This is a genomic window from Lysinibacillus sp. FSL L8-0126 (genome assembly GCF_038630385.1).
Classification (GTDB): Bacteria; Bacillota; Bacilli; order Bacillales_A; family Planococcaceae; genus Lysinibacillus; species Lysinibacillus fusiformis_D.
Genome location: NZ_CP152028.1, coordinates 2,586,486 through 2,599,582 on the forward strand (window position 1 = coordinate 2,586,486; position 13,097 = coordinate 2,599,582).

A 13,097-nucleotide genomic window follows, 5' to 3' on the forward strand; every position below is an offset into this window, starting at 1 on the left:
ATCTAAGTAGTAATGACGTAATAAGTATACGCAATATTCCATTTATATAGAGGGTGACTCAACAAAATCTGAACAATCACTAGTATTATGATTGCAAAGTCGGCGTTTAATCTTTGCTTTCTCCAATATAAATATGAGAAAATCCAACTAGAAAGGGGCGAATTAAATGGATTCATTTACATTTTTTAACCCAGTGAAGCTCCATTTTGGTGAAGATGCACTGGAAAAATTACCGAACGAATTAGCGCAATATGGCGAGAAGGTACTAGTTGTCTATGGTGGCGGAAGCATCAAAGCGAATGGTGTTTACAATGCTGTTATAGAGAAATTACAACAGGCAAATAAAACAATAGTTGAATTAAGTGGTGTTGAACCAAATCCACGTGTGGAAACAGCGAGACGTGGTATTGAAATTTGTAAAACTGAAGGCATTGATTTAGTGCTAGCTATTGGTGGCGGCTCTGTTATTGATTGTTCCAAATTAATTGCTGCCGGTGCAAAATATAATGGTGATGCTTGGGATATCGTAAAACGTAAGGTAATTGTAGAGCAAGCCATACCGTTAGGAACGGTATTAACGCTTGCAGCTACTGGTTCTGAAATGAACTCAGGATCTGTTATTACCAATGCAGCTACCGAAGAGAAACTAAGCTGGGGTAGTCCAGCGACATTCCCGAAATTTTCAATACTGAATCCAGTCTATACGGTGACGGTACCTAAAAACCACACCGTTTATGGAATCGTTGATATGATGTCACATGTTTTCGAACAATATTTCCATAACACAACGAATACTCCGATTACAGATGAAATGTGTGAAGGAGTATTACGAACGGTTATTACGACAGCGCCCAAATTACTTGAGGATTTAGAGAGTACGACATTACGTGAAACGATTTTATTGGCGGGGACAATTGGTTTAAATGGATTCTTATCAATCGGCTCTCGTGGTGATTGGGCATCTCATAATATTGAGCATGCTGTATCCGCTGTATACGATATTCCACATGCAGGGGGATTAGCTATCCTCCAGCCACATTGGATGCGTTTAAATGTGCCTGTGAATCCTGAGCGTTTTGCGGGTATAGCAACACGTGTATTTGGGGTCGACGCAACAGGCAAGACAGTAGAAGAAGTTGCTTACGAAGGAATCGATCGTCTATCAGCATTTTGGACGTCATTAGGGGCGCCTAATCGCTTGGCTGATTATGATATTGATGATTCGAAATTCCAACAGATTGTAGAGCATGCTATGCAGAACGGTCCTTTTGGAAACTTTAATAAACTGCAAGAGGAAGATGTAAGAACCATTTTACAAAATTCTCTTTAAAACAATGAGTGTGAGGCTATGATTTATGGTCTTGCACGCATTGTTTTTTTTAGGTTTCATGAATCGAAATGTTAAGAAAAATTAACGATTTATGTTGAATTTTGTCGTAGAAGTTTCTTAAGTCCTGCGATATAGTGAAATAGATAGATGAATAAGATGGTAGAAATATAATTTTCATTGTTTTTAGGTGAGAAAAGTCATGTGAAAATTGAATTGTTGGTTAATTGTTGAAAACAATATTACTTTTGAATAAGAAGAAAAGTATTTTTGTCGTAATTGCTCGAATGATGTAAAGATGTTCAGAAATTGTTCAGCCATCTTTATTAAAATAATGACAATTTAAAACAAAGGGGAGAGGGATCAAATGTTGAAACGATTGTTAGAGAAGCGCATTGTTACATTAAATTGTGTGGAGATACCATTTCAACAGCATGTTTATAAAATGCAAAATTGTGTAGAAGTATTGGGAATTGAAGCGAAATCTCTACAAATTGAAAATAATAAAATTATCACAGGATACATTGATGATCAAAGTATATTTTTCAAAAGCTTACGTTTTGGACAAACGATTATTCATTTTTCGGATGGTGTAAATAAAGCAATTGTACAATTATTTGTTCGTCCTTCTGGAGAAATTGTTGTAGAAGTAAAGCCTTATTTAGGAGAAGCTGAAATTGTCACTGTGTATTATCGAACAATTTTAGCGGATACATTTATCGCAATTGATTTAAAAGGTGCTTTAAAACATTATCTGGTGGCCCATCAATTCATGAACAGAGAAGATTCGATTGCAGAGGTGCACTATCAATCCATGCATCCAAATGTTTTAAAGGATTCTTTTGCTGGACATTTTGTATTAGGTTATCATATGGATGGCAGAGAAATTCAAAATGCTAATGAATATGCTTTAGCTAACCGTCAAGCTTCATTACAATTTTCGAAAATCATCATTCTACAAAGGGGGAAGAGAAAGGCGATAGCCTGTGACAGACTGCTTACTTTTATGATTACCAACCATGTCTTTGTTGGGTACGAGGATATACCTGATTATCAAAATGAAGTTGAAAATTATGTAAAACGAGATTGTTTAATACCAGTATAACAAATAGCCAACTGCCTGAAATATGGCAATTGGCTATTTGTTTTCTTTAAATGATTATATGGTGTCTTTTGGTTTTTCGTTAACATGTACCCAATTTGTTTTTCCATCATCTTCATCAAATAAAATCGCTACTTTCGATACCCCTTTTTGGCTTAAGATGACCTCTGTTAAATGGTCACGTACGTCATCTAAAAAAGCCAGCGATAAATGAGGATCCGCTTCAGCTACTAATTCGACATGCAAAAATTCTCCTTCTTTAATTACTTCAAGGCGGAAGATATCTTTAATATTGGGATCATCCATTACAATATGGGCGATGTGATTTAACATTTCCTCGTCAGTCTCCCCAATGACGCCACGAGCGTTATCTAGAAATACTTTACCGACAACATAAAACATCATCGCGCCAATAATCATCGAAACAAGACCTTCTATTCGGCCCCAACCAGTAAAGTAGGCAATTAAAATGGCAGCAAAGGCTAAAAAGTTTCCGCTAGTAGCAACTAAATCTTCCATAAAGACTAATTTGGTTGCAGGCTTTGCACGATTTAAATAAGAAAACGCTTTTGGAATTGTGGAGAGACCTGCTTTTTCTTGACCCGCTTCATGCAGCACTTCAGCAGCTGCTTTGGCAAGCACTGTACCCTCTAAAACAATCCCTATGAATAATACCCCGAGTGCAATTAGTATTCCACTAGACTCTCCTGTAGGATGAATAAAATGATGCCAACCTTCTTTTATCGTTTCATAAGAAAGGATAGCTACAATAATGACAGCAAATAAGCAGACTAAATTGACAATTCGACCGAAACCACCGGGAAATTGTTTTGTAGGTGCCTTTTTTGAAAGTGCTGAGCCTATATACACAAATAATTGGTTTGCTGCATCACCGAGAGAGTGCATCATTTCTGCAAACATGGCAACATTACCAGTTAAGAAAAAGGCGACTCCTTTGATGATTCCTAAAAAGGTGTTGACACATGCTGCCAATAGGGAGGGTTTGTTGCCATCCTTTAGTAATTTTAATAGTTCTGCCATAAAAAATCCTCCAACTAGTTTAAAATTTCCATTTCGATTTTTTCTATATAAGATAGTGCTCGTAATGAACGATAAAATGATAATAGGTTATCAGAGACAATTAAGGATAGCCGCAAGTCCAATTCATGTAAAACATTATCATTTTTTAAAGGTACATCTTTAATGCGGATATTTTCGATGATAATGTTGTTGTCCTTTAAAAATAATAGAAATGATTCCGTATGGTTGTCATCATCAATTTGGACTTTTAATAAAATTTCTCGCATTCGAATTCGCTTAGGTCCAATTTTCATCAGGAAAGGCGATAGTATTTCAATGCCGAACACAATAATTACGACAGCTAGCGTTGCATCCATATAAAATCCTGCACCAACTGCAATACCGATACCAGCGGCTCCCCATATCATGGCTGCAGTTGTTAATCCCGTAATGCTATCATTGCCACGTCTTAAAATGACACCTGCTCCAAGAAACCCAATCCCGCTGACAATTTGTGCAGCTAAACGGAGAGGATCCATCGTAATATTAATATCTTCTCTGGAAGGAGTTGAGTATGCTGTTTCAATGGAGATGATGGTTAATAGGCAGCTGAAAGTAGCAATAACTAAACTGGTTTTTAATCCAACTGGCTTCTTCTTTAATTCCCTTTCGATACCGATCACTAAACTTAATGTGGCTGCAATAATTAATTTTATGCCAACTTCATATGTAATCATATTTTCCAATAATGTTTCCATACACAACCCTCCATAGATATTTCGTATTGCTAAGAGATATGCAAGCTGTCATTATTATATGTGCATTACTTTTTTGTATTGTACATCATGGAAGTAAGGAAATATAATTATTTTTTTCTTGATTAAGCAGATGTTTTTTTGGAAATGAAAGAGAAGTATCAGACATAGAAAATCTCCTTCTTGTAATGAATGGAGTGGAGCTTGTTTTTTCAGCGGGGATTCAAACACCTGGTGAAATAGGGGAACCTATGTGCTAAGGTAATGTGTTTGCATGAGGCAGATCAATTAACTGTTGTTACAAGACGTAATAGCTTCTGGGGATTCAGTTTGAATATTACGCGCGAGGCATCAATGATGGAGGTGAGATTTTTGGAGCAACCTAAAATTCATCCATACATCCCAATCGTAATTGGTGTTATTTCAGTATCCATGTCCGCTATTTTTGTGAAATTAGCATCAGCGGAAGCTGGCATCATAGCTTTTTATCGTATGCTATTTTCTGTTTTAATAATGGCACCGTTATTTTTGAGGAAGTATACAAAGGAGTTAACAGCTTTAAGTAGACGTGATTGGTTATTTTCTTCAGTTGCGGGAATCTTTTTAGCTTTCCATTTTATTTTATGGTTTGAATCACTCAACTATACTTCAGTAGCAAGCTCTACAGTTTTGGTGACATTACAGCCGTTGTTTGCATTTGTGGGAACATACTTTTTCTTTAAAGAGAAGATAACAAAGAAAACGATCGTTGCAGGTACCATCGCTATAGTAGGCAGTGTGTTAATCAGTTGGGGGGATTTTAAAGTAAGTGGAACAGCTTTTTATGGAGATATACTTGCGCTCATTGCTTGTGCGCTTGCTACGGCTTATTTTCTATTAGGACAGGATGTGCGTAAAAGATTATCTTTAATGACGTATACGATGGTTGTGTATGTTGTGTGTACCATTACTTTACTTTTTTATGTATTGATTAAAGGAGAATCTTTTGGTCCATACTCTTCGATGGATTGGTTATGGTTTTTCTTATTAGCGTTAGTCCCTAATTTATTGGGTCATACTCTATTTAATTGGTCTATTAAATATGTTAGTACGAATGTTGTTTCAATCGCTATATTATTTGAACCTGTAGGGGCAGCTCTTTTAGCCTTGCTGATATTTAAAGAGTATTTGATTATGACACAAATCATTGGTGGATTGATTGTATTAGCAGGGATTCTATTGTTTGTCATCGATGTTAAAAAGATTTTTAATTTTTTTACGAAAAATGCTTGATTTTTATAATGCTATATTATATATTATTACTTGTCCTTAACAAGAAGGAACGCTTGAAAATAAAGTTTTAAAAAGTTGTTGACTTCTTGTTGTGAACAAGATATGATAATAAAGTCGCTGAAAACGACTTGAATAAAATGAACCTTGAAAACTGAACAAGCAAAACGTAATCAATAAAGTTTTCAGTAACTAACTTCGGTTAGTGAACGAAACAAAATTTTGGACATCAAAATGATGCCAGCAAAACAATTTGAGCTATTCAAATTTCTTTTATGGAGAGTTTGATCCTGGCTCAGGACGAACGCTGGCGGCGTGCCTAATACATGCAAGTCGAGCGAACAGAGAAGGAGCTTGCTCCTTCGACGTTAGCGGCGGACGGGTGAGTAACACGTGGGCAACCTACCTTATAGTTTGGGATAACTCCGGGAAACCGGGGCTAATACCGAATAATCTGTTTCACCTCATGGTGAAATACTGAAAGACGGTTTCGGCTGTCGCTATAGGATGGGCCCGCGGCGCATTAGCTAGTTGGTGAGGTAACGGCTCACCAAGGCGACGATGCGTAGCCGACCTGAGAGGGTGATCGGCCACACTGGGACTGAGACACGGCCCAGACTCCTACGGGAGGCAGCAGTAGGGAATCTTCCACAATGGGCGAAAGCCTGATGGAGCAACGCCGCGTGAGTGAAGAAGGATTTCGGTTCGTAAAACTCTGTTGTAAGGGAAGAACAAGTACAGTAGTAACTGGCTGTACCTTGACGGTACCTTATTAGAAAGCCACGGCTAACTACGTGCCAGCAGCCGCGGTAATACGTAGGTGGCAAGCGTTGTCCGGAATTATTGGGCGTAAAGCGCGCGCAGGTGGTTTCTTAAGTCTGATGTGAAAGCCCACGGCTCAACCGTGGAGGGTCATTGGAAACTGGGAGACTTGAGTGCAGAAGAGGATAGTGGAATTCCAAGTGTAGCGGTGAAATGCGTAGAGATTTGGAGGAACACCAGTGGCGAAGGCGACTATCTGGTCTGTAACTGACACTGAGGCGCGAAAGCGTGGGGAGCAAACAGGATTAGATACCCTGGTAGTCCACGCCGTAAACGATGAGTGCTAAGTGTTAGGGGGTTTCCGCCCCTTAGTGCTGCAGCTAACGCATTAAGCACTCCGCCTGGGGAGTACGGTCGCAAGACTGAAACTCAAAGGAATTGACGGGGGCCCGCACAAGCGGTGGAGCATGTGGTTTAATTCGAAGCAACGCGAAGAACCTTACCAGGTCTTGACATCCCGTTGACCACTGTAGAGATATAGTTTCCCCTTCGGGGGCAACGGTGACAGGTGGTGCATGGTTGTCGTCAGCTCGTGTCGTGAGATGTTGGGTTAAGTCCCGCAACGAGCGCAACCCTTGATCTTAGTTGCCATCATTTAGTTGGGCACTCTAAGGTGACTGCCGGTGACAAACCGGAGGAAGGTGGGGATGACGTCAAATCATCATGCCCCTTATGACCTGGGCTACACACGTGCTACAATGGACGATACAAACGGTTGCCAACTCGCGAGAGGGAGCTAATCCGATAAAGTCGTTCTCAGTTCGGATTGTAGGCTGCAACTCGCCTACATGAAGCCGGAATCGCTAGTAATCGCGGATCAGCATGCCGCGGTGAATACGTTCCCGGGCCTTGTACACACCGCCCGTCACACCACGAGAGTTTGTAACACCCGAAGTCGGTGAGGTAACCTTTTGGAGCCAGCCGCCGAAGGTGGGATAGATGATTGGGGTGAAGTCGTAACAAGGTAGCCGTATCGGAAGGTGCGGCTGGATCACCTCCTTTCTAAGGATTATTTCGGAATACAAACCTAGGGTTTGTAAGATTACGTTTTGCGTTCAGTTTTGAAGGTTCATTCTTCTTGAATGAATTACTTCTAATTATGTGCTCCTGTCGCTACGCTTTCGTCGCAAAGCTGCGAGATGTAGAAGCAGGCAGTAGCTTTGTTCTTTGAAAACTGGATAAAACGACATTGAAATTGTAACAAACACATTTATTTTTTAAGTTTTTTTATAGGCTTAATAACTTGGTTAAGTTATTAAGGGCGCACGGCGAATGCCTTGGCACTAGGAGCCGAAGAAGGACGGCACTAACACCGATATGCTTCGGGGAGCTGTAAGTGAGCTTTGATCCGGAGATTTCCGAATGGGGGAACCCACTACGTTTAATCGCGTAGTATCTTGACGTGAATACATAGCGTCTTGAAGGCAGACCCAGGGAACTGAAACATCTAAGTACCTGGAGGAAGAGAAAGAAAAATCGATTCCCTGAGTAGCGGCGAGCGAAACGGGAAGAGCCCAAACCAAGAGGCTTGCCTCTTGGGGTTGTAGGACACTCAATACGGAGTTACAAAAGAGCGAGTTAGATGAAGCGACTTGGAAAGGTCCGCCAGAGCAGGTAAAAGCCCTGTAGTCGAAAGTTCGTTCTCTCCTGAGTGGATCCTGAGTACGGCGGAACACGTGAAATTCCGTCGGAATCCGGGAGGACCATCTCCCAAGGCTAAATACTACCTAGTGACCGATAGTGAACCAGTACCGTGAGGGAAAGGTGAAAAGCACCCCGGAAGGGGAGTGAAAGAGATCCTGAAACCGTGTGCCTACAAGTAGTTAGAGCCCGTTAATGGGTGATAGCGTGCCTTTTGTAGAATGAACCGGCGAGTTACGATTACGTGCGAGGTTAAGCTTTAGAAGGCGGAGCCGCAGCGAAAGCGAGTCTGAATAGGGCGAAATAGTACGTGGTCGTAGACCCGAAACCAGGTGATCTACCCATGTCCAGGGTGAAGGTAAGGTAACACTTACTGGAGGCCCGAACCCACGCACGTTGAAAAGTGCGGGGATGAGGTGTGGGTAGCGGAGAAATTCCAATCGAACTTGGAGATAGCTGGTTCTCTCCGAAATAGCTTTAGGGCTAGCCTCGTGATGAGAATACTGGAGGTAGAGCACTGTTTGGACTAGGGGGCCATCCCGGTTTACCGAATTCAGACAAACTCCGAATGCCAGATATTTATACACGGGAGTCAGACTGCGAGTGATAAGATCCGTAGTCAAAAGGGAAACAGCCCAGACCACCAGCTAAGGTCCCAAAGTAATCGTTAAGTGGAAAAGGATGTGGCGTTGCACAGACAACCAGGATGTTGGCTTAGAAGCAGCCATCATTTAAAGAGTGCGTAATAGCTCACTGGTCGAGTGACGCTGCGCCGAAAATGTATCGGGGCTAAACGATTCACCGAAGCTGTGGATTGACATCTACGATGTCAGTGGTAGGAGAGCGTTCTAAGTGCGTTGAAGTCAGACCGGAAGGACTGGTGGAGCGCTTAGAAGTGAGAATGCCGGTATGAGTAGCGAAAGACGGGTGAGAATCCCGTCCACCGTATGACTAAGGTTTCCTGAGGAAGGCTCGTCCGCTCAGGGTTAGTCGGGACCTAAGCCGAGGCCGATAGGCGTAGGCGATGGACAACAGGTTGATATTCCTGTACCACCTCCTCACCGTTTGAGAAATGGGGGGACGCAGTAGGATAGGGTAAGCGCGCTGTTGGTTATGCGCGTCCAAGCAGTAAGGCGTGTGTGTAGGCAAATCCGCACACTGTAACGTTGAGCTGTGATGGCGAGTCCGTATGGACGAAGTTCCTGATTTCACACTGCCAAGAAAAGCCTCTATCGAGGTGAGAGGTGCCCGTACCGCAAACCGACACAGGTAGTCGAGGAGAGAATCCTAAGGTGTGCGAGAGAACTCTCGTTAAGGAACTCGGCAAAATGACCCCGTAACTTCGGGAGAAGGGGTGCTCTTGAGCGTGCAAGCGCATGAGAGCCGCAGTGAATAGGCCCAGGCGACTGTTTAGCAAAAACACAGGTCTCTGCAAAACCGTAAGGTGACGTATAGGGGCTGACGCCTGCCCGGTGCTGGAAGGTTAAGAGGAGTGGTTAGCGCAAGCGAAGCTGCGAATTGAAGCCCCAGTAAACGGCGGCCGTAACTATAACGGTCCTAAGGTAGCGAAATTCCTTGTCGGGTAAGTTCCGACCCGCACGAAAGGCGTAACGATCTGGGCACTGTCTCAACGAGAGACTCGGTGAAATTATAGTACCTGTGAAGATGCAGGTTACCCGCGACAGGACGGAAAGACCCCGTGGAGCTTTACTGTAGCCTGATATTGAATTTTGGTACAACTTGTACAGGATAGGTAGGAGCCAGAGATCTCGGAGCGCCAGCTTCGAAGGAGGCGTCGGTGGGATACTACCCTGGTTGTATTGAAATTCTAACCCATGCCCCTTAGCGGGGCAGGAGACAGTGTCAGGCGGACAGTTTGACTGGGGCGGTCGCCTCCTAAAAGGTAACGGAGGCGCCCAAAGGTTCCCTCAGAATGGTTGGAAATCATTCGTAGAGTGTAAAGGCACAAGGGAGCTTGACTGCGAGACCTACAAGTCGAGCAGGGTCGAAAGACGGGCTTAGTGATCCGGTGGTTCCGCATGGAAGGGCCATCGCTCAACGGATAAAAGCTACCCCGGGGATAACAGGCTTATCTCCCCCAAGAGTCCACATCGACGGGGAGGTTTGGCACCTCGATGTCGGCTCATCGCATCCTGGGGCTGTAGTCGGTCCCAAGGGTTGGGCTGTTCGCCCATTAAAGCGGTACGCGAGCTGGGTTCAGAACGTCGTGAGACAGTTCGGTCCCTATCCGTCGTGGGCGTAGGAAATTTGAGAGGAGCTGTCCTTAGTACGAGAGGACCGGGATGGACACACCGCTGGTGTACCAGTTGTCTTGCCAAAGGCATCGCTGGGTAGCTATGTGTGGACGGGATAAGTGCTGAAAGCATCTAAGCATGAAGCCCCCCTCAAGATGAGATTTCCCATTACGCAAGTAAGTAAGATCCCTCAAAGACGATGAGGTAGATAGGTTCGAGGTGGAAGTGTGGTGACACATGGAGCTGACGAATACTAATCGATCGAGGACTTAACCAAAATGTTTGAACCATTCAATGAACCGTTTATCCAGTTTTGAAAGAACAACTCTTTCAAAAAAGAGAGCTTCAAGACACCATTTATTTTGAAGCTGATATAAAGGAACTTCTGCTAAGAACGCAACATCCATGTTGCAACGCAGAAGCCAGCACATCCATGTGCAAGTCTAGTGATGATGGCAAAGAGGTCACACCCGTTCCCATACCGAACACGGAAGTTAAGCTCTTTAGCGCCGATGGTAGTTGGGGGCTTCCCCCTGTGAGAGTAGGACGTCGCTAGGCATAATACCCAGGAGGATTAGCTCAGCTGGGAGAGCATCTGCCTTACAAGCAGAGGGTCGGCGGTTCGAGCCCGTCATCCTCCACCATATGCCGGTTTAGCTCAGCAGGTAGAGCAACTGACTTGTAATCAGTAGGTCGTGGGTTCGATTCCTATAGCCGGCACCATTTTTTTAGAGCCATTAGCTCAGTTGGTAGAGCATCTGACTTTTAATCAGAGGGTCGAAGGTTCGAGTCCTTCATGGCTCACCATTTTTAAATAATAATAAGCGGGTGTGGCGGAATTGGCAGACGCACTAGACTTAGGATCTAGCGCCGCAAGGCGTGGGGGTTCGACTCCCTTCACCCGCACCATTATTTCATTGCCAGATAAAAAAACTTATGCACATGCGGAAGTAGTTCAGTGGTAGAACACCACCTTGCCAAGGTGGGGGTCGCGAGTTCGAACCTCGTCTTCCGCTCCAAATGTGCCGGGGTGGCGGAACTGGCAGACGCACAGGACTTAAAATCCTGCGGTAGGTGACTACCGTACCGGTTCGATTCCGGTCCTCGGCACCATTTTTAATGCGCCCGTAGCTCAATTGGATAGAGCGTCTGACTACGGATCAGAAGGTTATGGGTTCGACTCCTGTCGGGCGCGCCAAAAAGAACGGGAAGTAGCTCAGCTTGGTAGAGCACTTGGTTTGGGACCAAGGGGTCGCAGGTTCGAATCCTGTCTTCCCGACCATTTCCAAAGAAATTATGGGGCCTTAGCTCAGCTGGGAGAGCGCCTGCCTTGCACGCAGGAGGTCAGCGGTTCGATCCCGCTAGGCTCCACCATAATAAATTAACCAGTATAAAGATCCTGGCGGCGTAGCTCAGCTGGCTAGAGCGTACGGTTCATACCCGTAAGGTCGGGGGTTCGATCCCCTCTGCCGCCATCTTAAAGGACCTTTAGCTCAGTTGGTTAGAGCAGACGGCTCATAACCGTCCGGTCGCAGGTTCGAGTCCTGCAAGGTCCACCATTTATATATTGCAACGGAGGTATACCCAAGTCTGGCTGAAGGGATCGGTCTTGAAAACCGACAGGCGGGTAACACCGCGCGGGGGTTCGAATCCCTCTACCTCCTCCAGTTTTAAATCTTTATAAATGGTGCTTTAAAAACTCGAAACCGTATAAAATTATCGCGGGGTGGAGCAGTGGTAGCTCGTCGGGCTCATAACCCGAAGGTCGTTGGTTCAAATCCGGCCCCCGCAACCAAATGGTCCCGTGGTGTAGCGGTTAACATGCCTGCCTGTCACGCAGGAGATCGCCGGTTCGATCCCGGTCGGGACCGCCATTATTTTCATAAGAAGATATGATAAGCAAAAGAAAATAAGCTTAGCATGGACGAAATGGGTCAGTAGCTCAGTTGGTAGAGCATTAGATTGAAGCTCTAAGTGTCGGCGGTTCGATTCCGTCCTGACCCACCATTTATGCGGGTGTAGTTTAATGGTAAAACCTCAGCCTTCCAAGCTGATGTCGTGGGTTCGATTCCCATCACCCGCTCCAAGGGCCTATAGCTCAGCTGGTTAGAGCGCACGCCTGATAAGCGTGAGGTCGATGGTTCGAGTCCATTTAGGCCCATCATTATTCCGAAGTAGCTCAGTTGGTAGTAGCACCTGACTGTTAATCAGGTTGTCGCAGGTTCGAGTCCTGCCTTCGGAGCCATTTTTATGTGGGGAAGTACTCAAGAGGCTGAAGAGGCGCCCCTGCTAAGGGTGTAGGTCGGGTAACCGGCGCGAGGGTTCAAATCCCTCCTTCTCCGCCATTGGCCCGTTGGTCAAGTGGTTAAGACACCGCCCTTTCACGGCGGTAACACGGGTTCGAATCCCGTACGGGTCATACTAAAAAACAGTAGATGCACACGCATCTACTGTTTTTTCATATTCATAGATATAAATATTACTCTTGATTCAATGCATTTTCATCCATATAAACTACTTCCCAGATATGCCCATCTACATCCTGAAATCCCCAGCCATACATAAACCCATGATCTTGGGGTTCACTATAAGATTTACCACCGGAGGCCAGTGCCTTATTTACTAATTGATCTACTTGCTCTCGATTTTCAGCAGATAGACATAAAATTGCTTCTGCAGACGTAGTAGTATTTGTAATTTCCTTCTTACTAAACCCTTTGAATCGTTCTTCCACCATCATTAATACGAAGATATTTTCACTAATAATCATTGAGGCTGTAGTCTCATCGCTAAATTGTTGATTGAACTCAAAACCTAGTTCCTTAAAGAAGTTGATGGATTTGTTTAGATCTTTCACTGGTAAATTGATAAAAATATTTTTCGATTGAAAAGCCATTTATTTTCAC

Annotated in this window: 6 protein-coding genes, 20 tRNA genes and 3 rRNA genes; 26 read left to right on the plus strand and 3 right to left on the minus strand. The window is 44.1% G+C overall.

What is annotated here, in order from left to right:
• The first annotated feature begins 166 nt into the window (after positions 1-166).
• A complete protein-coding gene (locus MHI34_RS12635; RefSeq protein ID WP_342503509.1) occupies positions 167-1,330 on the plus strand; it encodes an iron-containing alcohol dehydrogenase in 1,164 nt (387 codons plus the stop codon).
• 364 nt (positions 1,331-1,694) lie between these two features.
• Positions 1,695-2,432: a hypothetical protein gene (locus MHI34_RS12640; RefSeq protein ID WP_342503510.1), complete on the plus strand. Its 738-nt coding sequence runs from the start codon at positions 1,695-1,697 to the stop codon at positions 2,430-2,432.
• A 54-nt stretch (positions 2,433-2,486) separates the two neighbouring features.
• Here the strand turns inward: MHI34_RS12640 and MHI34_RS12645 are convergent, their stop codons facing one another.
• Together MHI34_RS12645 and MHI34_RS12650 are read right to left on the minus strand one after the other, a co-directional pair.
• A complete protein-coding gene (locus MHI34_RS12645) occupies positions 2,487-3,470 on the minus strand; it encodes a cation diffusion facilitator family transporter (RefSeq protein ID WP_036119886.1) in 984 nt (327 codons plus the stop codon).
• A gap of 14 nt (positions 3,471-3,484) precedes the next feature.
• On the minus strand, positions 3,485-4,207 hold the full coding sequence (locus tag MHI34_RS12650) for an MgtC/SapB family protein (protein WP_036119888.1): 723 nt from the start codon (positions 4,205-4,207) through the stop codon (positions 3,485-3,487).
• A gap of 369 nt (positions 4,208-4,576) precedes the next feature.
• Between MHI34_RS12650 and MHI34_RS12655 the strand changes: the two genes are divergently transcribed.
• The 24 genes from MHI34_RS12655 (at position 4,577) to MHI34_RS12770 (ending at position 12,610) form a co-directional block, all read left to right on the plus strand.
• Complete coding sequence (locus tag MHI34_RS12655) at positions 4,577-5,476, plus strand: DMT family transporter (protein ID WP_058843227.1); 900 nt, start codon at positions 4,577-4,579, stop codon at positions 5,474-5,476.
• Positions 5,477-5,745: 269 nt separating this feature from the next.
• Positions 5,746-7,297: ribosomal RNA gene (locus tag MHI34_RS12660) — 16S ribosomal RNA — on the plus strand.
• 243 nt (positions 7,298-7,540) lie between these two features.
• Positions 7,541-10,468, plus strand: a 23S ribosomal RNA gene (locus MHI34_RS12665).
• A gap of 165 nt (positions 10,469-10,633) precedes the next feature.
• A 5S ribosomal RNA gene (gene rrf, locus MHI34_RS12670) occupies positions 10,634-10,749 on the plus strand.
• The 16S, 23S and 5S rRNA genes sit together here with 20 tRNA genes alongside, the layout of an rRNA operon.
• 10 nt (positions 10,750-10,759) lie before the next feature.
• Positions 10,760-10,835, plus strand: a tRNA-Val gene (locus MHI34_RS12675).
• Positions 10,836-10,838: 3 nt separating this feature from the next.
• A tRNA-Thr gene (locus MHI34_RS12680) sits at positions 10,839-10,914 on the plus strand.
• Positions 10,915-10,922: 8 nt separating this feature from the next.
• Positions 10,923-10,998 (plus strand) — tRNA-Lys (locus MHI34_RS12685).
• Between the two features lie 17 nt (positions 10,999-11,015).
• Positions 11,016-11,100 (plus strand) — tRNA-Leu (locus MHI34_RS12690).
• Between the two features lie 35 nt (positions 11,101-11,135).
• Positions 11,136-11,210, plus strand: a tRNA-Gly gene (locus tag MHI34_RS12695).
• 5 nt (positions 11,211-11,215) lie between these two features.
• Positions 11,216-11,304, plus strand: a tRNA-Leu gene (locus MHI34_RS12700).
• Positions 11,305-11,312: 8 nt separating this feature from the next.
• Positions 11,313-11,389, plus strand: a tRNA-Arg gene (locus tag MHI34_RS12705).
• Between the two features lie 7 nt (positions 11,390-11,396).
• A tRNA-Pro gene (locus MHI34_RS12710) sits at positions 11,397-11,473 on the plus strand.
• Positions 11,474-11,489: 16 nt separating this feature from the next.
• Positions 11,490-11,565, plus strand: a tRNA-Ala gene (locus MHI34_RS12715).
• A gap of 27 nt (positions 11,566-11,592) precedes the next feature.
• A tRNA-Met gene (locus MHI34_RS12720) sits at positions 11,593-11,666 on the plus strand.
• 7 nt (positions 11,667-11,673) lie between these two features.
• Positions 11,674-11,750 (plus strand) — tRNA-Ile (locus tag MHI34_RS12725).
• A 15-nt stretch (positions 11,751-11,765) separates the two neighbouring features.
• A tRNA-Ser gene (locus tag MHI34_RS12730) sits at positions 11,766-11,858 on the plus strand.
• 53 nt (positions 11,859-11,911) lie between these two features.
• A tRNA-Met gene (locus tag MHI34_RS12735) sits at positions 11,912-11,986 on the plus strand.
• A gap of 3 nt (positions 11,987-11,989) precedes the next feature.
• Positions 11,990-12,065: transfer RNA gene (locus MHI34_RS12740), tRNA-Asp, on the plus strand.
• 57 nt (positions 12,066-12,122) lie between these two features.
• A tRNA-Phe gene (locus MHI34_RS12745) sits at positions 12,123-12,198 on the plus strand.
• A gap of 5 nt (positions 12,199-12,203) precedes the next feature.
• Positions 12,204-12,277: transfer RNA gene (locus MHI34_RS12750), tRNA-Gly, on the plus strand.
• Position 12,278: 1 nt separating this feature from the next.
• Positions 12,279-12,352 (plus strand) — tRNA-Ile (locus MHI34_RS12755).
• A gap of 7 nt (positions 12,353-12,359) precedes the next feature.
• A tRNA-Asn gene (locus MHI34_RS12760) sits at positions 12,360-12,436 on the plus strand.
• 9 nt (positions 12,437-12,445) lie between these two features.
• A tRNA-Ser gene (locus tag MHI34_RS12765) sits at positions 12,446-12,536 on the plus strand.
• Positions 12,537-12,538: 2 nt separating this feature from the next.
• Positions 12,539-12,610: transfer RNA gene (locus tag MHI34_RS12770), tRNA-Glu, on the plus strand.
• 60 nt (positions 12,611-12,670) lie between these two features.
• Here the strand turns inward: MHI34_RS12770 and MHI34_RS12775 are convergent.
• The gene (locus MHI34_RS12775) at positions 12,671-13,087 is read right to left on the minus strand and encodes a VOC family protein (RefSeq protein WP_058843235.1); all 417 of its coding nucleotides are present in this window, start codon (positions 13,085-13,087) and stop codon (positions 12,671-12,673) included.
• Between the last annotated feature and the right edge of the window lie 10 nt (positions 13,088-13,097).